This window comes from Bradyrhizobium sp. Unk1 (genome assembly GCF_059512345.1).
This window is the reverse complement of sequence record NZ_JCAMOP010000004.1, coordinates 94,860-118,782: the sequence shown is the minus strand read 5'-3', so window position 1 is coordinate 118,782 and position 23,923 is coordinate 94,860. Positions and strand designations below refer to the sequence as shown.

The 23,923-nt window shown below is 59.7% G+C and carries 24 protein-coding genes; 13 read left to right on the top strand and 11 right to left on the bottom strand.

The genetic code is table 11. The features are described from left to right. Position 1 precedes the first annotated feature (1 nt). From AC5ZFO_RS06420 to AC5ZFO_RS06400, 5 genes are all read right to left on the bottom strand, one after another. Positions 2–586 (bottom strand): TIGR00645 family protein, encoded by a 585-nt coding sequence (locus AC5ZFO_RS06420; RefSeq protein ID WP_282518266.1) that lies wholly within the window; start codon positions 584–586, stop codon positions 2–4. A gap of 34 nt (positions 587–620) precedes the next feature. Beyond that, positions 621–1,256: a TerC family protein gene (locus tag AC5ZFO_RS06415; protein WP_282518267.1), complete on the bottom strand. Its 636-nt coding sequence runs from the start codon at positions 1,254–1,256 to the stop codon at positions 621–623. Beyond that, positions 1,253–1,615, bottom strand: coding sequence for a hypothetical protein (locus AC5ZFO_RS06410; RefSeq protein ID WP_282518268.1), 363 nt, complete (start codon positions 1,613–1,615; stop codon positions 1,253–1,255). Before AC5ZFO_RS06410 ends, AC5ZFO_RS06415 begins: the two co-directional genes overlap by 4 nt. Positions 1,616–1,617: 2 nt before the next feature. Then, positions 1,618–2,091: a TerB family tellurite resistance protein gene (locus AC5ZFO_RS06405; protein ID WP_439034564.1), complete on the bottom strand. Its 474-nt coding sequence runs from the start codon at positions 2,089–2,091 to the stop codon at positions 1,618–1,620. 568 nt (positions 2,092–2,659) lie between these two features. Then, entirely contained in the window at positions 2,660–3,040 is a 381-nt protein-coding gene (locus tag AC5ZFO_RS06400) for a nuclear transport factor 2 family protein (RefSeq protein ID WP_282518270.1), read from the bottom strand. 176 nt (positions 3,041–3,216) lie between these two features. On the opposite strand from AC5ZFO_RS06400, the gene AC5ZFO_RS06395 reads away from it, so the two are divergent. From AC5ZFO_RS06395 to AC5ZFO_RS06380, 4 genes are all read left to right on the top strand, one after another. After that, positions 3,217–4,974 (top strand): MOSC and FAD-binding oxidoreductase domain-containing protein, encoded by a 1,758-nt coding sequence (locus tag AC5ZFO_RS06395; RefSeq protein WP_282518271.1) that lies wholly within the window; start codon positions 3,217–3,219, stop codon positions 4,972–4,974. Positions 4,975–5,038: 64 nt separating this feature from the next. After that, on the top strand, positions 5,039–5,635 hold the full coding sequence (locus tag AC5ZFO_RS06390) for a redoxin domain-containing protein (RefSeq protein WP_282518272.1): 597 nt from the start codon (positions 5,039–5,041) through the stop codon (positions 5,633–5,635). A 51-nt stretch (positions 5,636–5,686) separates the two neighbouring features. Beyond that, a complete protein-coding gene (gene pdxR / locus AC5ZFO_RS06385) occupies positions 5,687–7,177 on the top strand; it encodes a MocR-like pyridoxine biosynthesis transcription factor PdxR (protein WP_282518273.1) in 1,491 nt (496 codons plus the stop codon). Positions 7,178–7,251: 74 nt separating this feature from the next. Then, a complete protein-coding gene (locus tag AC5ZFO_RS06380; RefSeq protein WP_282518274.1) occupies positions 7,252–7,881 on the top strand; it encodes an FMN-binding negative transcriptional regulator in 630 nt (209 codons plus the stop codon). Position 7,882: 1 nt separating this feature from the next. Here the strand turns inward: AC5ZFO_RS06380 and AC5ZFO_RS06375 are convergent, their stop codons facing one another. Together AC5ZFO_RS06375 and AC5ZFO_RS06370 are read right to left on the bottom strand one after the other, a co-directional pair. Then, positions 7,883–8,368 (bottom strand): hypothetical protein, encoded by a 486-nt coding sequence (locus AC5ZFO_RS06375; RefSeq protein WP_282518275.1) that lies wholly within the window; start codon positions 8,366–8,368, stop codon positions 7,883–7,885. Then, entirely contained in the window at positions 8,365–8,961 is a 597-nt protein-coding gene (locus AC5ZFO_RS06370; protein WP_496121783.1) for a hypothetical protein, read from the bottom strand. Before AC5ZFO_RS06370 ends, AC5ZFO_RS06375 begins: the two co-directional genes overlap by 4 nt. 202 nt (positions 8,962–9,163) lie before the next feature. On the opposite strand from AC5ZFO_RS06370, the gene AC5ZFO_RS06365 reads away from it, so the two are divergent. The 8 genes from AC5ZFO_RS06365 to AC5ZFO_RS06330 all read left to right on the top strand — a co-directional run bounded on the left by AC5ZFO_RS06365 (position 9,164) and on the right by AC5ZFO_RS06330 (position 18,998). Continuing rightward, positions 9,164–9,994, top strand: a complete 831-nt coding sequence (locus AC5ZFO_RS06365; protein WP_282518277.1) for a class II glutamine amidotransferase — start codon at positions 9,164–9,166, stop codon at positions 9,992–9,994. Between the two features lie 20 nt (positions 9,995–10,014). Beyond that, complete coding sequence (locus AC5ZFO_RS06360; protein ID WP_496121781.1) at positions 10,015–11,241, top strand: carboxylate-amine ligase; 1,227 nt, start codon at positions 10,015–10,017, stop codon at positions 11,239–11,241. Between the two features lie 26 nt (positions 11,242–11,267). Continuing rightward, positions 11,268–11,489: a hypothetical protein gene (locus AC5ZFO_RS06355; protein WP_282518279.1), complete on the top strand. Its 222-nt coding sequence runs from the start codon at positions 11,268–11,270 to the stop codon at positions 11,487–11,489. Positions 11,490–11,836: 347 nt separating this feature from the next. Further along, a complete protein-coding gene (locus AC5ZFO_RS06350) occupies positions 11,837–12,976 on the top strand; it encodes a hypothetical protein (RefSeq protein ID WP_282518280.1) in 1,140 nt (379 codons plus the stop codon). Between the two features lie 291 nt (positions 12,977–13,267). Further along, complete coding sequence (locus AC5ZFO_RS06345; protein ID WP_496121779.1) at positions 13,268–15,280, top strand: ATP-binding protein; 2,013 nt, start codon at positions 13,268–13,270, stop codon at positions 15,278–15,280. A gap of 49 nt (positions 15,281–15,329) precedes the next feature. Then, positions 15,330–16,931 carry an RNA-directed DNA polymerase gene (locus AC5ZFO_RS06340; protein WP_496121777.1) on the top strand — a complete coding sequence of 534 codons (1,602 nt, stop codon included), beginning with the start codon at positions 15,330–15,332 and terminating at the stop codon, positions 16,929–16,931. A gap of 77 nt (positions 16,932–17,008) precedes the next feature. Next, positions 17,009–17,452, top strand: coding sequence for a DpnI domain-containing protein (locus tag AC5ZFO_RS06335; protein ID WP_496121775.1), 444 nt, complete (start codon positions 17,009–17,011; stop codon positions 17,450–17,452). Positions 17,453–17,495: 43 nt separating this feature from the next. Further along, positions 17,496–18,998, top strand: coding sequence for a hypothetical protein (locus AC5ZFO_RS06330; protein ID WP_496121773.1), 1,503 nt, complete (start codon positions 17,496–17,498; stop codon positions 18,996–18,998). Between the two features lie 396 nt (positions 18,999–19,394). On the opposite strand, the gene AC5ZFO_RS06325 is transcribed toward AC5ZFO_RS06330, so the two are convergent. Beyond that, complete coding sequence (locus AC5ZFO_RS06325) at positions 19,395–19,688, bottom strand: hypothetical protein (RefSeq protein ID WP_496121771.1); 294 nt, start codon at positions 19,686–19,688, stop codon at positions 19,395–19,397. Positions 19,689–20,011: 323 nt separating this feature from the next. Then, positions 20,012–21,037: a hypothetical protein gene (locus AC5ZFO_RS06320; protein ID WP_496121769.1), complete on the bottom strand. Its 1,026-nt coding sequence runs from the start codon at positions 21,035–21,037 to the stop codon at positions 20,012–20,014. Positions 21,038–21,902: 865 nt separating this feature from the next. Here AC5ZFO_RS06320 and AC5ZFO_RS06315 point away from each other — a divergent pair. Next, a complete protein-coding gene (locus AC5ZFO_RS06315) occupies positions 21,903–22,532 on the top strand; it encodes a hypothetical protein (protein WP_496121767.1) in 630 nt (209 codons plus the stop codon). Positions 22,533–22,899: 367 nt separating this feature from the next. Here the strand turns inward: AC5ZFO_RS06315 and AC5ZFO_RS06310 are convergent, their stop codons facing one another. Further along, positions 22,900–23,739, bottom strand: a complete 840-nt coding sequence (locus tag AC5ZFO_RS06310) for a hypothetical protein (protein WP_496121765.1) — start codon at positions 23,737–23,739, stop codon at positions 22,900–22,902. Beyond that, positions 23,732–23,923, bottom strand: a complete 192-nt coding sequence (locus AC5ZFO_RS06305) for a hypothetical protein (protein ID WP_496121763.1) — start codon at positions 23,921–23,923, stop codon at positions 23,732–23,734. The genes AC5ZFO_RS06310 and AC5ZFO_RS06305 overlap by 8 nt, the downstream gene beginning before the upstream one ends.

Below are 23,923 nucleotides of genomic sequence, written 5' to 3'. Positions count from 1 at the left end.
CTCAGCCGTGAGGGGCCGCCTTGCGGTGCCCGCTCTCGCTGAGACGGTCGACCCAGGCGATACCGATCGCGGAAATGATGAAGGTCAGGTGGATCAGGACCTGCCACATCACGCCGGACTCGGTGAAATTGCTGCGCGTGGTGCCGAGATTGCCGGCCTCGATGAAGGTCCTGAGCAGCGAGATCGAGGAAATGCCGATGATCGCCATCGCGAGCTTGATCTTCAAAACGCTGGCATTGACGTGGCTCAGCCATTCCGGCTCGTCTGGATGGCCGTTCAGGTTCAGCCGCGACACGAAGGTCTCGTAGCCGCCGACGATCACCATGACCAGCAGGTTCGAGATCATGACGACGTCGATCAGTCCGAGCACGACCAGCATGATCTGCTGCTCGCTGGCGTCGAACGAGTGCGCGACCAGGTGCCAGAGCTCTTTCAGGAACAGCAGCACATAGACGCCCTGCGCGACGATGAGGCCGACATAGAGCGGCACTTGCAGCCAGCGCGAGCCAAAGATGAGTTGGGCGAATGGACCGATTTTCGGTCGCGGCCCGGCGTGCGCCGAAGGTGCTTTGGGTTCAGACGTCATGGATCACTCCGGATTGCAGGCAGGAATTGTCGCCTCAGAGACTCGCGATGACGGGCGCGAGCTCGAGCGAACCGCGATAGATCATCTCGAAGGCGACGTAAACGATGATGGCGAGACCGACATAGGCGATCCAGCGCTGCTTCTGCAACACCCGGCCGAGCAGATCGGCGGCGACGCCCATCATCGCGACCGACAGCAACAGTCCGAACGCGAGGATGTAGGGATGCTCGCGCGCGGCGCCCGCGACCGCGAGCACGTTGTCGAGAGACATCGAGACGTCGGCGGCGACGATCTGCAACGCCGCCTGCCCGAAGGTCTTGCGCCGCGCCGGTGCGCTGCCCGCGTTGCCGCCATGGCTTAACGCGAGCTCGGTATGCGCGGACTGCTCGCGCAGCTCGCGCCACATCTTCCAGCACACCCACAGCAGCAGCACGCCGCCGGCGAGCAGCAGGCCGATCACTTGCAGGAGCTGGGTCGCGACCCCTGCAAACACGATACGCAAGGCTGTGGCGGCGACGATGCCGACGACGATCGCACGGCGGCGCTGCTCGGCCGGCAGGCCGGCGGCGGCAAGGCCGATGACGACGGCGTTGTCGCCGGCGAGCACGAGGTCGATCAGGATAACCTGGAGCAGCGCGGTCAGCGCGTCGGCGGTGATGAATTCAGTCATGATTGATCATTTTTCGATGCAGACGGATCGAGCCATTGCGGCTTCTTCCGCTCGACCCAATCCAGGACCTTGGAGCGCGAGGCGCGCAACGCCGGGACGTCTTCGGCGAGCAGTGCGAGGCCGAGCGGCAGCATCCAGACTCCGAGCACCGGCAGGAAGGAGAGCACGCCGCCAATGATGAGCAACGCGCCCGACGGGATCCTCACCCAGCGGCTGGACGGTTTGAGCAGATAGGTGACGGTGTTGCCCATGCGCGGCGGCAGGCGGCGGACGAGCTTGTCGAGACGCGGATCGCCACCGGCCATCTGGCCGGTGGTGCCCGCGTTTCCTGTCGTACGCTCGTCCGATGCTGCACTCATGCTCACTCCTGCGTGGCGGCGCGCCGTTCAGTGCCTGCGCTGCCCGGCGCCACCGGCTTTGCGCGCGGCAGCACCAGCGTCAGCAGGCGCAACAGCTTGATCGCCTGCACCTCATGGGGATGCACGTCCTCGTCCGCAGCCGCGACGCGCTCCGACAGTTCCATCAAATGGGCCGACAGCGGCAGGTCCGAGACCGGACGCAACGTGTCGATCACCACATTGGCAAAGTCGGGCTCCTCGAGCCGTTCCGCCAGTTCGTCGAATATTGCAAACAGCCGGTCGTCGCTCATGTGCGGCGCCAGTCCGCGATCCCTGATGAAGCGGATCACCTCGTCGCGCTCGACCGGCGAAACGCGCCGGTCGGCGACGGCGACGAGCGCGCCGGCAATCACCAACGCGACCGCGGCCTGCTCGTTCAGCCTGGACGGTTCCGTGATCTCGATTTCGGTCGGATTTGAAGTGGCGGCGTCGGACATCGTAGCTCCCTTACGTTGCGAAATGACCGCGCGGAGCTGCGATGGGGACGATTGGTCGGAGGAAACAGAGAAGGCCCGACGATCGGCCGATCCATCGCATTCGCGCGGGACAGGTCATCCGACATCGCGAGGTTTTGCCGACATGGTCGGCGTCCTCGCCAGAGGGGCCCGGATTCTTGTTCGTCTCAGACATAAAGATGGGGTCGCCGGAATCAAGCCAACGAGACTGCGACCAGCCGCCGCATCGGGTTCCATGACACTATGTTTGGTTAAGCAATAGTGCGCGTCTCTCCGTGTCCCGGACGCGCTGCAACGCCCTTCGCGTTGCTGCGCAGAGCCGGGACCCGGAAGGCCACGCATTCCGCCGCAATATCGACCCCGGCTCAGCAGCGTACCGCCGAAGAGGCGCTACGCTGCGTCCGGGGCACGAGACCGCCGTTTGGCGCGCAACTGCATCAGCATCGTCATTGCGAGCGCAGCGAAGCAATCCAGAATCTTTCCGCCGCGGCAGCCTGGATTGCTTCGCTGCGCTCGCAATGACGGAGTGTGGGGCGACAGCGTCGCTCCTTCAATTCGCCCGCTCGACCAGATGCGCCCGCGACGGTGCGGGATCGAACTTCTCGCCGAAATATTGCGTTTCGTGCGCCACCAGTCCTTCGCGGAATTCCATGATGCTGACGACATAGGACGGCACGCCGTCATAGGTCAGCACGAACTCGCTCACCCAGAGATCGCCGCCGCCGACGATCCGGCGGACCGCGAAGCGCTTCTTGTTGGGCTGCACGAACCGGCTTTCCTGAATCGTCCTGCGGCCGCGGATGCGCTCGCCGGACTGCGGATAGTCGAGCACGGCGTCCTCGCGGTAGATGTCATGCTCGGCCTCGAAATCATTCGCGTCCGACGCATCCCAATGGCGCTGAAGGGCCGCCAGTATCGCCTGATCATCCATCGCGATCTCCCGTCTTGCGGTGTCTGCTCCCCAGATCGGGGCGCAGACAGCCGGCGACAAGACCGGCTAGCAACGTCTAACAACGACTAACGGGCCAAAAATCCGACATGGATGCAGATTGGCATTGCAGCGACCTGGAATCCACCAGCGCCGCGCCCGTCACGCCGGGGAACCCCATGGCCCGTTTGCTCTCCCTCAATGTCGGCCTGCCGCGCGACATCGCGTGGCAAGGCAGGACCGTGCATACCGGAATCTGGAAGACGCCCGTCAGTGGTCCGCGCAGGGTGCGCCGGCTCAACATCGACGGGGATGGCCAGGGCGATACCGCCGGTCATGGCGGCGAGCAGCGCGCCGTCTACGTCTACCAGCAGGACTCCTATCGATATTGGCAGGAGCACCTCGGTCGATCGAACCTCGTCCACGGTCAATTCGGCGAGAATTTTACCGTCGAGGGCCTCGCCGACAGGGACGTCTGCATCGGAGACCGTTACAAAATCGGCTCTGCCCTGTTCGAGGTGACGCAGCCGCGCGTCACCTGCTACCGGCTGGGCATTCGCATGGAGGAGCCGGACATGGCCGCGCTGCTCGTCAGGCACGGCCGGCCCGGCTTCTATTTTCGGGTAATCGAGGAAGGCGACGTCGAGGCCGGCGACGAGATCGTCCGGGTCGCTGATGGCCCCGAACACATGAGCGTGTCCGAGATCAATGCGCTGCTCTACTTGCCGCCCCACCCGCGCGACGGCCTGGAGCGCGCGCTGAAAATTCCGGCGCTGAGCGGCGGCTGGCGTCATTCCTTCGAGGCGCTGCTCAAGCAGCAGCGCAAGGACACGATAGCGGGAAACGCCGGGCTCGGCCCGGCGGCGAGCCCGCCTCCGGCCTGGCGCGGCTTCCGGCCGTTTCGCGTGGCGCGCAAGATCGCCGAAAGCGGCAACGTGACGTCGCTGATCCTCGAACCCACGGACGGACATCCCGTCGCCGCCGCCCTGCCCGGGCAGTTCGTCGTCGTGCGGCTCGGCGCCTCCACTGCACCGGCGATGACGCGCAGCTATTCGCTGTCCAGCCGCTCCGATGCCGCGTCCTGGCGCATCAGCATCAAGCGGGAGGCGCACGGTGCGGCGAGCCAATATGTCGCCGACGAGGTCAAGATTGGCGACGCCGTGCAGATCGGCGCGCCGCGCGGAAGTTTCACGCTGCGGCAAGATCCACGGCCCGTCGTCCTGCTGAGCGCCGGCATCGGCGTGACGCCGGTGCTTGCGATGCTGCACGCACTCGCCGCGGAAGCATCGACGCGAGAGGTCTGGTGGCTGCACGGCACCCGCAACGGTCGCGAACATGCGTTCGCCGCCGAGGTGCGCGGCTTGTTGGCTGGGCTGACCCACCATCACAGCCATGTCTGCTACAGCGCGCCCGACCCGGGCGATCGTCTCAATGTGGATTTCGACGCGATCGGACATCTGGACCTCCGGGTGCTTCAAACCCTCGGCGTCCCCTCAAACGGTGATTTCTATCTGTGCGGGCCGGCACCGTTCATGACTAATCTCTCGCGCGGGCTTGCCGGACTCGGCATCGCAGCGGATCGCGTTCACACCGAGATGTTCGGCGCCGGACCGTCCCTGACACCCGGCATAGCGTCCTCCCCGCAGACGCGGGCGCACTTGCCGGCTGGCGCAACCGGCCCGGGCCCGATGGTCTCGTTCGCCCGCAGCGGCCTCAATGTCTGCTGGGGACCGTCATATGCCAGCCTGCTCGAACTGGCCGAAGCGTGCGACGTTCCCGTGCGCTGGTCGTGCCGGACCGGCGTTTGCCACAACTGCGAGAGCGGGCTCGTGGCCGGCGCCGTCAGCTATGCTCCGGACCCGCTCGACGCACCTGCGGACGGCAATGTTCTGATCTGCTGTTCAAGGCCTCAGGGCGACGTCGTGATCGATCTGTGAGTGTCGGCACTCACGCCAGACATGCGAGAAGACATGCGAGAGTTCGAAGACATGGGAGAGTTCAATGCGACCTGACATGATGCCGGGAGTAACCTTCCCCGATTACGAGCTCAGCGACCACACCGGCAAGCACCGAAAGCTCTCCGAGCTCCAGGCTGGCGATCCGATGGTGCTCGTTCTCGGCCGCGGCGGCTTCTGTCCGAAGGACCGCCGTCAGGCCGAAGGCCTGCTGCAACTCCATCGCGAGATGGAGGTCGGCTATTGCCGGCTGGTCACGATCACCACCGACAACATCACCCAGACCAGCGAATATCGCAGCGGCGTCGGGGCGCACTGGCCTTTCCTGTCGGATTCGCGGCGGATCGTTCAGAAGGATCTCGACATCGCCGAATACACCGATCCCGTCCACGATCCGATGATCCCGCATGTCATCGTGCTGGAGCCCGGCCTGCGCGTTCACAAGATCTATAACGGCTACTGGTTCTTCGGACGCCCGACCATCGAAGAGCTGCGCCAGGATCTCCGAGCCGTCAGCATGAATTGCCGGCCGGACTGGGACATCACCGCGCCCGGGCTGAAGGCGCTCTGGGATCAGGGCCGCAAGGAGCATTTTTATCCCTACGGCAAGGCTTACGTCGAAACTCTCGGCGAACGGGATTAGAACCACATTCCGGCATCGTCCGTTCGGACGAATGCCGACCCAGGAATGTGGATGATCCAGATGAAGACCAATCCCGGCGATCGCGCCGGCCGCATGGGTGCGCGCCAGATCTACGAAGCCCTGAGGGATCAGATTCTGACGCGGGTCTACGGCATTGACGGCCTGCTGCCGTCGTCGCGGACGCTTGCCGGCGAGATGGGCGTGGCGCGCTCGACCGTGACCGTCGCCTATGAACAGCTCGCCGCCGAAGGTTTCATCGAGACACGCCATGGCGCGCGGCCGCGCGTTGCCCGCGCCGTCGTCGAACGCGGACGCGCGCGCGCCGAATCGCGGCCCTCGGCGCGCAAGGTACGGCTGTCGGCCTTCGGCGAGCGGCTGCGGTCTGACCCGCCGCGCTGGACCGAGCCGCCGCGCGGCCTCGTCGCGAACTTCCGCTATGGCGAGCTCTCGCCGTCGGATTTCCCGGTGCTGGCGTGGAAGAAGGCCGTGACGGCGGCAATGGCTCGCAGGCCCGAGCGGCTGGCCTATGACGACCCCTGCGGCGCGCCGCGGCTGCGGACCGCGCTTCAGGGTTATCTGTGGCGATCGCGAAGCGTCCGCTGCGAGGTCGATCAGATCGTCGTCGTGAACGGCTCGCAGCAGGGCCTCGACATTTGCGCGCGCCTCCTGCTCGACGCCGGCGACCGCTTCGTGATGGAGGATCCCGGCTACCAGATGGCGCGGCACACGCTCGCGGCGACGGGCGCCGAAACGGTGCCGATCCCCGTTGACGCGGACGGACTGGAGACAGCGCGGCTCGACGGCATCGAGGCCCGGCTCGCCTATGTGACGCCGTCGCATCAATATCCACTCGGCGGCGTCATGCCGATCGGGCGCCGGCATCAATTGCTCGCCTGGGCACGCAAGCACGACGCCTACGTGATCGAGGATGATTACGACAGCGAGTATCGCTACGACACCCGGCCGATCCCGCCGCTGCAAGCGCTGGAGGGCAGCGACAACGTGATCTATCTCGGCACCGTCTCCAAGACGCTCTCCCCGACCCTGCGGATCGGCTACCTGGTCGTGCCCGCCGGGCTGCGATCCCTGTTCGCCGCCGCCAAGCAGATCATGGACCGGCACACGCCGCTGATCGAACAGCACGCGCTCGCTTCGATGCTCGAAAGCGGCGCCTATGACAGCCACGTCAGGCGCGTGCGCCGACGCAACGCCGAGCGTCAGCAGGCACTGATCGGCGCGTTGCGCCGCCGGTTCGGAGATCGCGTCCGGATCGAGGGCACGGCGGCGGGCCTGCACGTGGTGGCGTGGCTCGACGATCTGCCGCAGAAGCGCGAGGATGCATTGATCCAAGCGGCCCGCGCGAAAGGCGTCGGCATCTATCCCGTCTCTGCGTTGTTGGTCGGCCCAAGCCGGACGCCAAGCCGGTCGCCGAGCCGGACGCGGAAGACCGTCGGTCTCGTCATGGGCTATTCGGCGCTGGAGATCGCGCAGATCGAGAGAGGCTGCAAGCTTCTCGCGCAGGCCGCCACCGAACTGGACTGATGAAATCACATGGAACTGGCCGTTTCATATAGGCCAGATTCCGGCTATCTCCGCATCGAGAACGGAGACACGCCATGTACATCCCGCCCGCCTTCAAGGACGACGACATCGAGAGCATCCGCGCCACTATCCGCGACGCCCGGCTCGCCAGCCTGGTGACGGCCACCGCCGAGGGCCCGGTCGCCACGCCCCTGCCGCTCTTTCTCGACGAGAGCGAAGGCGAGCACGGCGTGTTGTACGGACATGTCGCCAAGGCCAACCAGCAATGGAAGCTCCCGCCGATCGGCGATGCGCTCGCCATCTTCAACGGCCCCGACGCCTATGTGACGCCGTCCTGGTACGCGACCAAGCAGGAGACCGGCAAGGTGGTGCCGACCTGGAATTACGTCGCCGTGCACGCCTACGGCCCGGTCGAATTCTTCCAGGAGCCGGAGCGCCTGCTCGACGCCGTGACGCGGCTGACCAAAAAGCACGAAGGCGTGCGCGCCAAGCCGTGGGCCGTCAGTGACGCCCCCGCCGATTTCATCGCCGCGCAGCTGCGAGGGATCGTCGGCGTGCGCATCCCCGTGGTGCGGTTCGAAGGTAAGCGCAAGATGAGCCAGAACCGGCCCGAGGCCGATCGGGTCGGCGTCGCGCAGGGTCTCGCTGCAAGCGAGAACCTCGGCGATCGCGAGGTCGCGGCGCTGATCCCGCTGCCAACCTGAGTCAGCTTGCGCAGGAATGCGCGACGACGCGCTCGCCCCTCACAACGGCTTCCGCCAGTTTGCGCCCGACGTCACCGAAATCCGATAGGGCAAGATAGCCTTGCGCGTAGGCTTCCTGCGTCAGGCGTTCGAAGCGCTTGTCGTCTCCGGTCGACCATTGCTTGGCGATGTAGTCTGCCCCGGCTTTCCCGAAAATCTTGGGGTAGTGTTCCATGTCGTTCTGACGACGATAATAGTAGTAGTCGATATGGGCGACGAATTGCTTCCGCCCCTCTCCCGCGCAACGCGATCCATAAGGGCGCTCGAACGCCAGAGCGGTCTCGCGGCGCAAGCCTGCGCGGCCGCCCACGAAGATCTCTTCGTTGGAGCCATAACCCGGACCATCGACCGGTGCTGCTGGTTGCTGGGCTGTCTTCTGCGGAGCGAATGCCCAGGCGGCGACCTGCCAGATGACAAGCGCCCAGACGATGAACCAGGCGCGGCTCATTTGAAGCTCGCCGACGCCTGCTGCCTTGGCAGGCATACCGGAGACGGATCAAACAACATACCAGGCCCGGTGAACCAGAGAACGACGTCGCGGATATCCTCCGGGAAGTCTTCCTTGACGATGCCCTTTTGATTGAACGCCTCGGCCAGCTGCGCCTTGACGCGAACGTCCAGCGGCGTGGAATACGCGGCGTTTGCCCGATCGCGCTTCTCTTCACTGCAGAACATGCCCATTCTCGGATTTGGGCAATCGTAGATCTTCACCCAGCCCCGCGCATAGGCCTCCGTAGCCGCCCTCAGGTTCGCCTTCATGGTGTCGTCGCACGGCGACATCGCGTAAGCGGTGCTTGCCTGCAATGCGTCCATCCGCAGTGCGTCTTGCTTCGGGTCTTTGTCGCTTTGCAGGGTGTGCTCCGCTTCCCAATCCTTCCGCTGCTTGGCCTTTGAATTCTCATCGCCGAACGAGGAACTGAGCGTGGGCCTCAATTCACCAACCGGCGAAACGTGCGACACCGGAAATCCGCGAATCGCCCAGGAGACGCCCACGAACGTGGAGACGAACGCCGTGCAGGTGAAAAGAACAAATCGGCTCATGATGCGCACTCAAAATTCGCGCGCAACCTAACCGTGTCGGCGTTAAGAGATGTATTAATGCGCGGCTTCCCGCAATGCAGGGTAAATGAACGTCTAAAACACGCCGCAGAAATGATCCGGACTTTGCAGAACACATCGCCGGGAACCCAACACAGGCGATCTTGTTGGTGAACCTTACGCCACATTCTGACAGGAAGGCCGCATGTGCCGCTGGATCGCATACCGGGGCGAGACGACCTCGTTCGAACCCTACGTCACCGAGCCCGAGCATTCGCTGATCGCACAGAGCATCCGCTCGCTGCAGTCGACGGCCGGTTCGAACGGCGACGGCTTTGGTCTCGGCTGGTATGGCGAGCATCCGGAACCAGGCCTTTATCGCGAGACCCGTCCGGCCTGGTCGGACGAAAACCTGCGCTACCTCTGCCGCCATCTGCGCTCGCATCTGTTCTTCGCCCATGTGCGCGCCGCCACCGGCACGGCGGTGACGCGGCAGAATTGTCATCCGTTCGCCTGCGGCCAGTGGATGTTCATGCACAACGGCTTCGTCGGCAGCTGGAATCGCCTGCGGCGCAAGGTCGAAGCGCTGATCCCCGATGCCTACTACCCCTCGCGGCTGGGCACGACCGATTCGGAGGCCGTGTTCCTCGCCATGATGGGCGCGGGTCTCGACCGCGATCCACTTGGCGCAACGCAAGCCGTGCTGCAATCGCTGGTCGGCCTGGTCAACGAGGGCGAGCTTCGTGAGCGCCTGCGCTTCACCAGCGCGATCGCAAACGGCCGGGATCTCTATGCGTTTCGCGTCGCGGTCAACGATGCCGCCAACACGCTCTATTATCGCGAGGCCGGCGGCGGCCACGTCGTCGTCGTGTCCGAGCCCTTCGACAAGGAAACGGACTGGACGGAAGTGCCGCCGAATCACGCGCTGGTCGCGCGCGCGTCCGAAACCGTGAAGATTGTTCCGTTCGACCTTGCAATTTCCGGTGGGGCCGACGCGGAACCGGCCCGTGTCAGGCGGATTATTGCCCGCAGGTAATACCACTGCCGGGTGGCCCTATGACATTTGCATCAGACGTTTTGAAACTGCTGCGCCTCGATTCCTCCGATGACAGGCAGCACCTCGTCATCCGCTCTGCCGGCGGACGCGGCAAGGCGGCTGAATACTCCTTCGGCATCGAGGAGGAATACTTCCTCGCCGATCGCCGCAGCCTCGAGGTCGCGATCGAAACGCCCAACGCGCTGTTCGAGTCGGTGAACTGGTCCACCGGCGGTCAGGCGATGCGGGAGATGCTGCAATCCCAGCTCGAAGTTGCCACCAACGTTCACATCGATGTCAATGACGCCCGGGAAGAGCTGCGGTTCCTCCGCCGCGAGGTCGCCAACGTCGCCGCACAATACGGCTTCGTCATCATGGCCTGCGGCACGCATCCGACCGCGGTCTGGCGGATGTCGCAGCCGAGTCCGAAGCCGCGCTACGAGGAGATGATCGAGGATCTGCGCAGCATCGGCCACCGCAACATGATGTGCGGCATGCATGTGCACGTTCAGCTGCCCGATCCCGAGAAGCGGATGGCGGTGATGCGGGCGATGCTGCCCCATCTGCCGCTGTTCATCGCGCTGTCGGCCTCGTCCCCGTTCTGGAATTCCCACAAGACCGGGCTGAAGGGCTACCGGCTTGCCGCCTATTCCGAGCTGCCGCGCACCGGCTTGCCCGAACTGTTCGAAACCAGGCACGACTACGACGAATATGTCGGCGCGCTGCAACGCTCCGGCGTGATTCCCGACGAGAGCCATATCTGGTGGGCGATGCGGCCGTCCATGAGGCATCCGACCCTCGAGCTTCGCGCGCCCGACACCTGCACCTTCATCGACGACGCCGTTGCCATCGCCTCGCTCTATCGCTGCCTGACGCGCCACCTTTATCTGCGGCCGCATCGGTCGAAGCAGGTCACGGCGGTCGAGCGCGCGATTGCGGTCGAGAACAAATGGCGGGCCCAGCGTTACGGCACCGATTGCATCTTTGCCTCGAAGGAGGGGCCGGTCACCATCTCGGAGCTGCTGAGCCGGATCATCGACGACGTCGCCGAGGACGCAGCCGCGCTGAACTGCGCCGCCGAGGTCGAGCACTGCCGGACCATCGTGGAGCGTGGCAGCTCGGCGGAATTCCAGCTTCGCGCCTATCGCGAGAATGCGGAGGACATCGGGGCGGTCTCGCGCTGGATCGCAGCCTCGACGATCTCGGGCACGAGCGCTCCGATCGGAAGCGTTCGTGCGCCTTCATAGCGCCCGCGCAAGCTTGGCGAACGACAATGTCGCTCCTGAATTCGGTGATCGTGGAGGAACGCGTGAATCGCGTCACGTCTTGCGCTGGCTGCGGCCACGGACTTGTACCGCTGCTTTCGGCCAAGGGCCGCGCGGAGCTCAGCTGCCTCTGGTGCGAAGGCATCGACGCGCGAACGGTGGACATGGCGAAATGGGCGGACAGCCCGATCGGCAAGCCCGAGCGGAGCGCCCGTCAGCCGTTCGAATGAGCGGTTTCACATGCCCAGCCGCCGGCCTTAGCTGATCGACGCGACCTGCGCGGCTGCACGCCCGCGCCAGGGCTTGCCGACAAATTAGACAAACCGCGCGCCGTCGCCGGGGTTGCGGGCTCCGCGAAAAGGCCCAGGCAAGCCAGCCTAACGCGCCGTCTAACCTCAGGTGCAATCTCGATTTTTCATCGCGCCGCGCGGAGCCGCCGAGCCCGCGCATCGTGCTGCATCTCGACTGGCCCAGAATTCGCAAGGCAGCGTCAGGCCCGATTCCCTGCTCCCACGAATTGGCGCAGCAAGATGCGTGCGCCCGGAGACCGGACGAGCCGCAAGGATCGGAGAGTGCCATGAACGTGCATGCCGCCGGCGATCTCAAATTTACCGGCCTCACCCATCCGAATGGCGCGCCACTCCGCCTCAACGCTCAGGATTTCGTGGCGATCGATCGCGACAGGAATGCCAAGTTCGAAGCGACGTACCGGCCGCAAGCCCTCTACAACCGTGCCAGCGAGGGCTTCCACGCCAACAACGAAACCTTCCTCCTGCACGAAGTCGCGACAAACCTCCCGATCTACCGCCCGGACACCGGCCCCACCGATTTCCATCTTCATCTTCCACCGGGCGGCTTTCAGCTCGTGCTGGTCACCTCGGGCGCCTTCACCTTCGACTACGACGGACGCTTCTACAATGTCGGCCCCGGCGCGGTGATGCTGCAAAGCGCGATCGTCCACCGCCAGCTGTTCTACACCTGGTCGGGACTGTCGACCGAAGAGAACCTGAAGACGCCGCAGACCGTGGTGCCCGACCCGATCTCGATGGGTTACTCCGGCAAATTCCTCGAAGCCTTCGTGACCGATCCGACGACCTTTCCGAACCCAACCATCGTCGGTCCGGACCAGATCAACGAGGCCGAGACACCGCGCGTGGCCTGGAGCCACCCTCTGCACAACCGGCCGGCCGACGCGGGCTTCTGGCTTCAGGATCCCCTCGCGCTGGATGCGTTGTTCAAGCCGCTCGTCGACAGTCCGATCAAGTCGGCCATGCCCGTGTACGTGCGCGACATCGGGATCGAGATTCCCAGCGGCCATCTCGTCACCGGCCACATCATCGCGACCGACCCACCCGGTCAGTCGCTGCTGCCCAGGAGCACGTCGATCGCCGCGGACCCGACCTGTTTCGCCAAGGGCGAGGTCGTGATCTATCGCGTCATTCGCGGCACAGCCGAGTTCAAGAAAAGGTCCGGCGAGAGCTTTGAACTTTCCGCCGGCGATGTGGTGACGGCAGGGAAGGAGTCGATCAGCCTCATTGGCCTCGGCGAAAACACCCAGGTCCTCAGGCTCGGCCTGCTCAAGGGCATGAACGAGCTTCGCGGCTGGACGCCGACGCAGCGCGACGAGATCGACGGCCTCGCCGGCCAGATCATCACGCAGAAGGACATCCGTCCCCTGCGCACCGAGGGCAAGCCGGTCGGGTATCTGTACGGGTAGACGGTTCGCAGCCAAGCGCCTCGAGGTCTTCTTCCTTCTCCCCTTGTGGGAGAAGCGAGACCACGAAAGATGTCGCGAATTCAATGTGGTAGGCGATTGGTGTCCGCATAGTGTCCCAGATCGCCCATGCCCGGCCTTGCTGCTCTCAGGTCCATCAGGAGCTAGTCGGTCGCCTGCCTAAGCACCGGGCGGCTTCTTAGAACACCCCAACTGTTCTCCTTGCGTGGTGCCTGATTATGCACGCCTTTGCCTAGGCCCGATCACATTTTTTCTTTACCCTTGGTTGTAGAAATGATTGGCTCCGCCCGCTCGTTCGAGCTGGGGGCAAACGTGGCTGGCACAGATGCACTCTTAAAACCCGACATGCGGGCGGTGCTGTCGCGCACCCATGTCCAAGTAGACCTGCATGGACTTCTTCTACCAGTGCTGGAAGCCATCTCGAACGCTATGCACGGCGTTGAGGAACGCTTTGGCGAGGACGGAAGAACCAACGGCACTGTGGACATCCATTTCCACGACTGGAACAATCCTTCTAAGTTCAAAGTCTCTGTCACCGATAACGGTGCTGGCCTGAATGACGAAAACTACAAGTCATTCAAGACCCCCTTCACAGGACATAAGCTAAGGCAGAAAGGGCGCGGCTTCGGGCGCTTCATAGCTTTCAAAGTTTTTGCTCGGATCGTCTATGAAAGTCGGTACGCATTCTTAACGGCAGAAGACACTAGGTCATTCCGGTTCAATATCGAAGAAGAGCGTGAATTCGCCCTCTTTGAGGCAGCGCCAGAATTCTCTGGGACAGGGCTTCGCGTTACGTACGATCAACCGCTCACAACCTGGCAGGACCTTATTCGGCATCTCGACAAGGATAGCATCGCCAACGAGATAGGCGGGCATTTCCTTCCATATTTTCTGTATCGCTGGCTTCCCGAGATCACTATTCGCTTTGACCAAGAAGCACCAATCGACATTCGTAGCCGCTTCGGCTCTATGTTTGTTCAATTCGACACCGGCGCAATCACAGTTGAAATTGATGGCTCGCAAGAGCAGGCAAACTATTCCTTAGCCAGGGTGCGGCGATCACAGCAATTTAAGAGCCACTGCCTGCTGCTGTCAGCGGCGGATCGGATTGTTGGATCCCCGCGTGACCTCAGTGCTAAGATCGGAAGTCAGTTTTTTGCGGACGAGGTCGGTGAAAGATATGTCGTCATCGCCGTGGTTCGAAGCGAAGCATTCGAGAATAGGCTCAACGACGCCCGAACGGGCATAAACGTGAGCCCCCGAGTTCTGGAAGACATCGTCTCGAAAATCAGCGACGTGATCCAATCGAAAGAACTGAGTCAAATCGAAAAGATCAAGACCGAGCAATCATCCGATCTCGAAGACGCTCTCAAGGAAAACCCTATCCTCAGACTTGGTCTGCGCGGCCGCTCAGTGAAAGAGTATGTCGCGGCCAAACCCAATAATTGGTCCAGCGAGGAGTTCGTCTCAGACCTCGCAATCGAGCGCTATCGCGCAACCAATGATTTGACAAAGCAGATTGTGGCGGCGGCGGCTAATGCCGAGAATTACGAGCGCGAGATCAAAAAAATTGTCGAACAGATTGACGAAAGCAAGAAAGAAGCGTTGGCGGAGTATGTAATCCACCGAAGGAACATAATCGACCTAGTGGAGGCTGCGCGCAAATTCCAAGGTGATGGACGACACGCTCCCGAAGATGCAATTCACGATCTTGTATTCAAGCGCTTCAACGACAATGTCTCGTTAAACTACTTCGAGCACAATCTATGGCTTGTCGATGACGCTCTGGCATTTATGCCTTACATCTCTAGCGATAGAACGCTGCATGGCGGACGGCGACGTAGCGGTGACAAGGTCACAGATCTTCTCTTCTTCGATGATAGCATGGTGCTTGCCGACGAGAATGCAGCGACCTTGACAGTGGTCGAGTTTAAAAGACCAAGCAGAAACGATTATGTCTTCGGGTCGGAAAAGAGCGACCCCGTACTGCAAGTTATCAATACCGTAGCCAAGGCGACCGCTACTGGCGGACTAGCAAGAACAGACGGGACACATTTTTCGTTCGCTGGCGTAGTGCGAAAGATGGCGTATGTAATCGCTGATCTAACGCCTAGCTTGATTGGCGTCCTCCAGCAGCACGACTTTATAAATGATTGGAACCCCAAGGTCTTCGTTCGCTACCACGCCAATCAACGCGTTTTCATTCAGGCATTCGGATACGAGACCCTGCTCGAAAATGCAAAGAAGCGAAACCAGGCCTTCTTTTCGGTGCTGTTTGGACAATGACGTTTTACTCGTCGGAGCGATCAACCGCATGAATGCGAAAGATTGAGACATGTCGCTCAAGAACGACCTGCTCCGGATCGGTTACCTACCTGAAAACCTTCCTCCGCCCTTCCATACACAAGAGATAGCCCAATTCTTCGCGGACAATCCGTCGAGCTATCTGTCAGACGTCAAGAAACCATTGAGATCTGCCATCTACAACGCTTCCAAGCGAGGGACATCGCGCCGAACGTTTTCTGCAATTCATCCCGTCACAGCGCATGACTTGGCCGAGTTTTTACAGGCTCATAGCACCGATCTGGATAAGCTATTTGAAAACAATTCGGCGAGCTTGTCTGTACCCCGCCATACGCCGCAGGGCGAACGTGCTCTCGAAATCTCATCGCACAACCAGTTGGAGGTTGAGCGCCTAAGAAGGCTGTCGGGCTACCGCTTTATCGCGAAGACCGACATTTCGCGATTCTATCACTCAATTTATACCCACTCTGTTTCATGGGCATTTCATGGCAAACAAGCCGCCAAGAAAGACAGAAAATCCGACTCCACCTCAGTCTATTTCAATCGTTTGGACTTTACACTCCGGCAAGGGCAGGATGGGCAGACAATTGGAATACCAGTCGGTCCAGACGCTTCGCGATATGTCGCCGAACTACTTTCTACGTCTATCGACAGGGAATTCTTCTCTCGGCTCGGAAGTGCCGAGATCGGCTTTATTCGGCATGTCGATGATGTCTGGATAGGAGCGCAGTCTCATTCCGATGTAGAGCGAGCACTCTGGCTTTACCGGAACTGCCTGCGCGAATTCGAACTAGATATCAATGAGAATAAAACTCACATCTACGGGGCTAATTTCGGCTTCACTGACGCTTGGCCTTCTGATGTCGCAAACAGACTGGAGCTGGCTCTTGATGCACCTGACTATCGCCGTGACGAGCGCCTGAGGGCTGCACTCGAGTACGCATTCGATATGTCTCTTACCGAGACGGATGACGGAATACTGAAGTATGCTATTCGCCAGCTAGATCGGTCCAATCACCAATGGGACGAATGGGATACTTTACAACCCTTCTTGATGCGCTCCGCAATACATTTTGGCCACACGCTTGATTACGTAGTTCGCGTGTTGGTTTGGCGAAAACTAACCAAGGATGATTTGGACGATAATCGCTGGAGCGGAATAGTTAATTCACTGCTTAAGCACCACGGTCATCTTGGAAATGATAGTGAGGTCTGCTGGCTGCTATTTGCGGCGCAGATCCTGGGCATTGATGTCCCAGACGCGACGGGGCTCGACATCATCCGAAATTGCGGCGCGCTGTCGATTGTCTCGGTTATGAATTTTTTCGGCTATCACAAGACACTCTTCGATGCCATCTACGAGCTCATTAGCGCTGAAACCGCTGATGGCCCAATGTGGCCAGTGTACCTTGAATGGGCATCTAGCGGGTGGTCGCGGCATGAAGAAGTGCAAAAGCTGATCGCAGACGACACTGTGAGCGGCATGTCGCAGCGCTCAGTGTTCATTTTCGATGAGAAGCGGCTTACTCGCGTTTTTAGTGGCATCGCAGAGTCAAAGTTTAGCGACATAACGCAGGCAATCGAATTTCGTGTCAGTTCGTATGATGCGGAGGATGAGCAAGCGGAGGAGTGACCTGAGTTCAAAGGGCGGAGTGGGTCATGTGCAGTCGTCACTTTCGTCAATTACTAGACTGGAGAAGTTAGAAACGCATGTCCACAAAGCGGCAAGTCTTAGGTCGATTTGGCGAACTGACCGTAGCAAAGCATTGCCAATGCCCCAAATGCAAAAGAAGCCGGACGTTGAAGCGGCTCCCCAACAACTTCAAATGTGCAGACCTTATTTGCGATTTTTGCGGTTATCTGGCGCAGGTGAAGGCGACTAGCGTGCGCAGCATCGACAATGTACCAAGCGCGGTCCTGGGAGCCGCGTGGGGACCGCAGAAAGATCGAATGGCCGCCGCGATCTACTTTCCGCTTTTTTTGGTGCTGGTTGCCGGGAAACAGCATTCGATCTTCTACCTATCAGCAGATTTGCAGTCGCCAACGATGTTCAAAGCGCGCAAACCGCTCTCGTCGGCTGCAAGACGCGCGGGATGGCGAGGCTTTATCTACGATTTGACGAGCGCTCAACAGAGCTTCGTGAGACTTAAGTAACTGGCGCTTGAGAGTTGACCAGAGATAGCTACGGTACTGACCGATGATTGATCAACCTCGACGATTTGATGAAGTAACAAAGATAGAAATAGACGCTGTCCTAGCCTTCCTGCGTGCCGGCATTGAATATCAATCCCGCGTAGCGAGGATCATGCGCACGATCTCAGAGGCCGCGCATTTCGGCATTTACCTCAATAGCTCACAAGGAAAGGCCACAAACTTGATCATGAGCAAGGAGGCGGCGGCACTCCTCGGTCGTAGCAATCGAAAAGAATTCCTTGATCAAACGATCTTAGAGCATCCGCTTCCGTTGGAGGCAATCTACAGAGAGTTGGCAGCAGATGTTTCCTCGTTGCAGCCCGATCACATCATCGATGCGCTTGCGCAGTATCCGCTTGTCACAGTGACCGTGGGCGAAGATCGCCGGCTCTCACCATTTGATTGGGCGCCTCCGATTGAGAGGTACGCACTAGCAAAAATCGAAGTTGGCCGAGTTGATCGGATTGCCTTCGGTAGTGAACCCGCCTGGCGACCGGAGGCACTTACCGCTCCAACCAGAGGATCATCATCTATTCCGCCAACCAAGCGTTTCCCCAATTTACATGCGCAAACATATGAAGCTATCCGTTCGCTTGTGCTCAACGAAGCAACAGTTCCGGTCAATGCGGATGGCAGCTCGCAAGGTGAAAACCAGAAACTTGCCGAGAAGTGCCTGATACAGCTGTGCCGACCGTTCAACCCGACAATGACAGCCGAGGAGTTTTGGTCAGAAGGTTGGCGTCATTTTCGTTGGGCCGGAATTCGAGCGTCGATCGGTTCAAACGATATCGAAGCGCATGAGGCATCCGGAGCATTCATAGACTTTCGGCGCCTCTGCTCCTCCGACTGGGATTTTCCCGTTGGACCTCAAAAGGACGCCTGGGGGATCGAAGCAAAAAAGTATCTCGATGGCGAGTCGCCCTATGACGTCAAGGGAATGGTTCGCAACCGAAACAAACTTCGAAAAACTGTGCGATTGGCTCGCCGATTGAATGAAGCCGTCGAACTGCATGGGCCAGACAATTTCTTCCATGGAGTATTCGGTCCAGGATTTCTGATTGAGGTCTCTGCCCCCTCATTTTATCAGCTACGAAAGTGGCACCAGAGCTTGTGTCGGTTCATCGGCGGAAATAATGCAATCACTGCGTTTCACTTGATGATGGATCTTGGATTGCCATGCGTGAAGCCTGACATCGTGTTGACCGATCTATTCTACCGCCTTGGCTGGCTCGATGAGCTTGGATTGCCAAGTGGCATGTCTCGTGCACAAATTCGCGAGCATTACCGATCTCCGGAGGTCTACTGGCCGGTACAGCGCGCTGCTCTGGAGGTTGCACACGAGATCAAGCCGATGTTCGGTGCCAACGTAGTTCGAGAGCTAGATTGGATAATGGTGAAGTACGGACAGCGGCCAGAACCTCGCTTCGGTATCGTTCGCAGTCTAGATCAGGACGACCCTGACCGTCTTATCCGCATTGCGCGCGGCGACATCCGGTCAAAAGCATAGCCACTCCTTTCGCGAAGAATCAATGCCGCGTTTTCCTTGGCTCGCCTCGATTTCCTCGACGATGCCCTCAACGTCGGAGATGTCCTCGCCGCGCCCTCTCTTGCAGTCGCGGGCAGCCGAACAGCCCGCGAACAGGTTTTGATGGGAGCGTTCGCCCAGAGGGACACCCTCAGTACTGTGGCCGCTTCAGCAGCTCAGGTAATCGGGAGATTGCCTTCGCAATCCGCCTCGCCTCATCGCGCGACAGGTAATTCCCTGCATACTGATAGCTCCACGCATGAAGGTCTTCCCGATGGACGACGCAACAGATTGAGAATCCGTTCGCGTCTTTAATGCGAAAGCAATCCTCTTCCTCCTCCATCACCCACGGCGCAGGAAACCGCCGAAGATTGTCCATTACATCCGCACGGTCCCGGGCACGAGGTGACGCTTGGCAATTCGAATGCGAGAGGGCGCCGGCGGTCGGCGAGTGATAAAAAGGCTGGCTATGACAATCGGGTCAGCGTCGCCAAGGAGACGCCGCTCCTTGGCTAACTCGCTCATGACCCCACGCATCTTCATGATCTCTTCGGCGATGAAGGTGCAGTCTTCATCTCTATTGATCTGCTCATGCATGATGGCTTCAGCCTCGCGCATGCTGACACGCAGTGCTCTGATTACTTTCGGGATTTCGCTGATGCGGTTGTCCATAGCTCGCTCCTTGGCTGGACAAGCGGGATAAGAACAAAACATGAACAATTAGTCAAGGAAGCAAAGAGCCAGAGGGAGCAACGGCCGCCCTTTTGAACAGAACGGCCCGCCGGTTTGACGACGCCTCGGAACCGGTAGGGTCGTCCCCAAAGAGTAAAGTTCAGAGGGCGCGATGGGAACCATACCTCCCTCGCACCCCCGGAGAAGCGGCCCGGCCTTCGAGCGAACTGGAAAAAGCCTCCAAGGGCCGGGTACGCGCCGAAATCCTCAGAACGAAAGGATGAGCAGAGCGACTAGCACGGCGTTGAATGCGTCCACCGCAATTAGTTCAACTTCGGCAATGGCCGGCAAACAAGACGGACATGCGCGACGCAGCCCATACAGCCTCCTCGACTATTCGCGCCGGATACTGAAACTCCGACTGCATATTGCCCCTCCGCACATCGAGCATCTTCCCAAGTATCAACTTGGGCGTGTGTCATGCCTGTGTATCCTTCTTTTTCTACGGGAGCCCATTTAGATGACAAGTAGGAACTGAACCCGTCCAACGAACGCGCCGCATCATTACTGACCTTTGCCAATCGCGTTTCCAACTGCAGGAATTTTTCTTTTGCTGGACCATCAATCATCTCAACAAATTCGTAGGAATTGCTGCCTGCATCGGTCTTGATCGTTACGTCAGCTGGGGGGTAATAGTTTGCCAATACGCCGCCGACCTCCTGCTTGTATGACTTCCTCTGACAGCTGAGCGTTTTCACGGAAGTCGAGATCTCGAATTTCGTGCTGGCGTCTGCAGGCTTGCCTTCAAAAGTGCAGTTCATTTCATGCGGCTCAACGCCATTGAACATGATCCCGCCACTACCCGTCGCTCCGGTATACTTGATGGAGACGTTGGTCAGCTGTTCGTTGTTGGGAGTGTCGAAATCGATGAAGAGCTGGCGCTGAGTCATCGCTATGCATGCGCGCCAAGCCTCAATCGCCTTATCGTGCATCCTGTTGGTGTAGATCGCCTGGGCTGATCCCTGATTAGTCACGGTTCGGTAGTCACCACAGAATTTTGAATGCTTCTGGGAAGTGGAAAGCTCTCCGCTGTTACTGCCGAAGGAAAGAGGGATTGACTTCAGCGTTAGACCGAACTCGCTTCTTCTTTCATCTGAAAGGCTTTCGTATTTTGTATCACAGAACCTCCAGAACAGGCGATCGGTATAGGCCTCTGCACTTGTTGCTATCGCAATGTTGTTCAAGCCGTGGTCGATGATTTTAGCGCAGACATCTCCCGTTTGGCTGTGCGCCACGCCGGAAGCGAGCGCCAGCGCTGAAGCAACTAATAAGGCTAGACGAAATTTCATAAGATACCCCTGAAGTGAATTACACAACCGGTAAGTCTAATTCTAGTTGTTAATATTTTCAACGCCCATCTAAGGTGAACCGTGCTGCAGGACGTCATCGCTCAGGTTAAAGCTCGCAGCTGGCGGGCTGCGCTACAACATCAGCAACGGGCCAGAAGCGTACGCCGGCCCGCGCTCCGACATGCGTCGGTTCGCGGTCAGAACTAACATTGGATAACTCTGGCGCCCCCCCCTTGCAAAAGGCCAGAGCGCAAGTATTCGATCAACGGGACTCTAACGTTTGAGCAAAACCTCCGACGAAGCGCGACGGCGGCCATCCTTCTAGCGTTCGGTGGTCGTGAGGACACCAAAGTTGTAGGTGATGCCGCGAGTAGCGAGTGAAATCTAACTTCGTTTTTCGAAGCCGGACCACGTAGGTCGATTACGAGATGCGGCCGAGCTAGGTGAGCCAGCGCAGCTCAAATTGCAGGGGGATCTGAAGACATTTTTTGGAGGGCCGATGTTGATGTGACATTGAGCATGGTGTACTATTCAAATTTATCGCTCAAAAGTAGTGCTGAGAACTCACAAACGGAGCCGTGCGATGAAGTTAGTGCGCACTGTATTCTTGACGTTTGCCTTGTTCTTTCAGCTTCCGTCCAACCTGTATGCTCAGTGCAATCCCAACGAGGATTGCAATAGGTGTTTGGCTTCAGCCTTCAACCACTGCATTCAGCACGGAAATGATCCTGTCTGCGAAGCGCGGAAGGCAACATGTCGGGCAACCGGTGGAGGAATCGGCTCACCGGCTGGACCCGGCGGTCCTTTCGGCCCGGGCGGCCCCTTAGGTTCAGGCGGTCCTCAGCCGCCTATAGGACCCCAGCAAGTGCAAGATTGTCTCGCTAACCTTGCCCAATGCCCCCAAAACGTCCTGGGAAGCAGTGTTCGCCCGATCGTAGAAGCGTACAAGCAGAGCCTTATCGCTCAGGTGAGGCAGTGGTACCGGATAGACCCAGCGACTATCGCGAAGATACAAGCATTTTATAGCATTGATCTAAATTCAATACAGTTTGCCTACGGCATCAATACCGTGCATGGCGCGCACATAACTTTTGCAAACAGCATTTTTTTCACCCGAACGCTAGATATGAACGCGCCTGATGATCTTCATCTGATGTACCATGAACTCGAGCACAGCGTACAATATCAAAACAGGGGTGGAGAAAGCGCCTTCATCAGCGAGTACATCTTGAAGGCAGCAGGACAAATCGTGGCTACTCGTTCGTTCAACGTGCATGACTTCATCGATTTAGAAAGCGCTGCGGAATCGAAGGCGAACCAAGTCTCGGCTGCTGTAGATCGAAACGGTCCTCAGAACGTCGGAGGTTATGGGAACTATCCTCCACCGCCACCGCGCCAATGCCAAACTCCGCAGGGTTGGTGCTTGGTTTCTCCAATGATGCAACCTGGCGGACAGTGCTTCTGCGGCCCCGGGGTCTTCGGATACGTACAATAATTCAAACGCATCGCCGTTGTGGAGAGGGTGATCGCGGACTGTTTCACGACGTCTCATCGGGCGTAATGGAGCGATAGTTGCTCCCGACTGAAGGAGCGGACCGCTGCCTGAGAACCAGTGACCGAGGACAAAGGCGTCGACAGCACCACGCCATCTGTGGGTGACAGTAACGGCGCTCCGTCAACCGAGAATGGATTGAACGCCAATTTTCTACAAGAGGAAGCCTGCTTCGGGTCAAGAGCCGACATCTGGGCTTCAATGTGTACGCTCGAATTGAATAAGGACCCCAACGATGTCGCACGTCGGGGTCCTTGATCGTCAAACACGGGTACGTCCGCCGCGTTTTCCGATCATTGGAGGTTACTGATTACTGCACGGTATTAAGCACAAAACGTGTCACGCGAACGACATCGACGTGATCACATTGCGCACGAAACCAATCAGCGGTAAGCTCGGACCGCTTCCACTCGGCACGCCGACGATGTTCGGCCGCCAGTGCTTTCTGGGCTTCAAGACCCCGAATGATCTCATCAATCTCAGCACCATCCAGCGTCCGCTTGATACGCAACACAATGGACAGGGCCATCACGACATCGCCAAACGGCATCAACAAATCGCGCGCAGCAACGTCGCAGTGCGCGAGAAACGTTTCAATTGCCTCCTCGGTTTTGCAGATCAGCAACGCCAGCTCCCGCGCCTGCCGAAGATCATCGGCCGGCACAGCAGGCTCACCGTCGAGGACCATACGCTCAGCGGCCCGACCGGCAAGAAACTCAACGCACTTGTCGTAGACGCTGGCGAAAATGTCGCCCGCAGCAGGACGATCCTCACCCGCCAGCGGCATCTGCTGAGCAAGGACATCGCGAACGTCGGAGGCGTCGCCGCGGCCTTCCGCGAACGCCTCGGTATGTCCGACGCCCCAACAGAGCCCTTCATAACCGCGGGCTTCGTCGGGGTTCACGGTGATCCCACCTACATCATGTCCAAGCAGGCGCGCGGATACCGCATGCCCCGCCTCATGAACACTGATGCGACGATCCTGCTCCGGCGTGCGGCCAAGCGCGGCGAGGAGTTCGTCGTATTCGTCAAATTGCTCGTCGAGGCCGCCGCCGGTAGCATCGCTATGCGGCTTGCCGGCAGCGGCCTGCACTCCGGCGAGCGCGGGCTGGAGATGATCCCGCTCCTCAGCCGAAATCGCTTTAGTCATCACCGAAGACCTCCTTCTGGCGCGCCAGCATGCGCACGCGAATAGCGGCAATGACGGGATTGCGCGCCCCAGCTTGCCGCGAGATCAGCTCCGCAACGGAGACGGGCATGTAGTCTGCGGCGCCGACCCAACCGTCGATGCGGGTCGTGATCGTATCAGGCGGCATCATGATCTTCTTGCGCAT

Bases quoted from the DNA above. Each gene is read 5' to 3' on its own strand.
- AC5ZFO_RS06310 (WP_496121765.1), bottom strand. From the start codon at position 23,739: ATGACTAAAGCGATTTCGGCTGAGGAGCGGGATCATCTCCAGCCCGCG.
- AC5ZFO_RS06330 (WP_496121773.1), top strand. From the start codon at position 17,496: ATGATTGATCAACCTCGACGATTTGATGAAGTAACAAAGATAGAAATA.
- AC5ZFO_RS06345 (WP_496121779.1), top strand. From the start codon at position 13,268: ATGATTGGCTCCGCCCGCTCGTTCGAGCTGGGGGCAAACGTGGCTGGC.
- AC5ZFO_RS06360 (WP_496121781.1), top strand. From the start codon at position 10,015: ATGACATTTGCATCAGACGTTTTGAAACTGCTGCGCCTCGATTCCTCC.
- AC5ZFO_RS06390 (WP_282518272.1), top strand. From the start codon at position 5,039: ATGCGACCTGACATGATGCCGGGAGTAACCTTCCCCGATTACGAGCTC.
- pdxR (WP_282518273.1), top strand. From the start codon at position 5,687: ATGATCCAGATGAAGACCAATCCCGGCGATCGCGCCGGCCGCATGGGT.
- AC5ZFO_RS06400 (WP_282518270.1), bottom strand. From the start codon at position 3,040: ATGGATGATCAGGCGATACTGGCGGCCCTTCAGCGCCATTGGGATGCG.
- AC5ZFO_RS06320 (WP_496121769.1), bottom strand. From the start codon at position 21,037: ATGAAATTTCGTCTAGCCTTATTAGTTGCTTCAGCGCTGGCGCTCGCT.
- AC5ZFO_RS06380 (WP_282518274.1), top strand. From the start codon at position 7,252: ATGTACATCCCGCCCGCCTTCAAGGACGACGACATCGAGAGCATCCGC.
- AC5ZFO_RS06355 (WP_282518279.1), top strand. From the start codon at position 11,268: ATGTCGCTCCTGAATTCGGTGATCGTGGAGGAACGCGTGAATCGCGTC.
- AC5ZFO_RS06375 (WP_282518275.1), bottom strand. From the start codon at position 8,368: ATGAGCCGCGCCTGGTTCATCGTCTGGGCGCTTGTCATCTGGCAGGTC.
- AC5ZFO_RS06405 (WP_439034564.1), bottom strand. From the start codon at position 2,091: ATGTCCGACGCCGCCACTTCAAATCCGACCGAAATCGAGATCACGGAA.
- AC5ZFO_RS06340 (WP_496121777.1), top strand. From the start codon at position 15,330: ATGTCGCTCAAGAACGACCTGCTCCGGATCGGTTACCTACCTGAAAAC.
- AC5ZFO_RS06415 (WP_282518267.1), bottom strand. From the start codon at position 1,256: ATGACTGAATTCATCACCGCCGACGCGCTGACCGCGCTGCTCCAGGTT.
- AC5ZFO_RS06395 (WP_282518271.1), top strand. From the start codon at position 3,217: ATGGCCCGTTTGCTCTCCCTCAATGTCGGCCTGCCGCGCGACATCGCG.
- AC5ZFO_RS06335 (WP_496121775.1), top strand. From the start codon at position 17,009: ATGTCCACAAAGCGGCAAGTCTTAGGTCGATTTGGCGAACTGACCGTA.
- AC5ZFO_RS06420 (WP_282518266.1), bottom strand. From the start codon at position 586: ATGACGTCTGAACCCAAAGCACCTTCGGCGCACGCCGGGCCGCGACCG.
- AC5ZFO_RS06365 (WP_282518277.1), top strand. From the start codon at position 9,164: ATGTGCCGCTGGATCGCATACCGGGGCGAGACGACCTCGTTCGAACCC.
- AC5ZFO_RS06410 (WP_282518268.1), bottom strand. From the start codon at position 1,615: ATGAGTGCAGCATCGGACGAGCGTACGACAGGAAACGCGGGCACCACC.
- AC5ZFO_RS06305 (WP_496121763.1), bottom strand. From the start codon at position 23,923: ATGCGCAAGAAGATCATGATGCCGCCTGATACGATCACGACCCGCATC.
- AC5ZFO_RS06370 (WP_496121783.1), bottom strand. From the start codon at position 8,961: ATGAGCCGATTTGTTCTTTTCACCTGCACGGCGTTCGTCTCCACGTTC.
- AC5ZFO_RS06325 (WP_496121771.1), bottom strand. From the start codon at position 19,688: ATGGACAACCGCATCAGCGAAATCCCGAAAGTAATCAGAGCACTGCGT.
- AC5ZFO_RS06350 (WP_282518280.1), top strand. From the start codon at position 11,837: ATGAACGTGCATGCCGCCGGCGATCTCAAATTTACCGGCCTCACCCAT.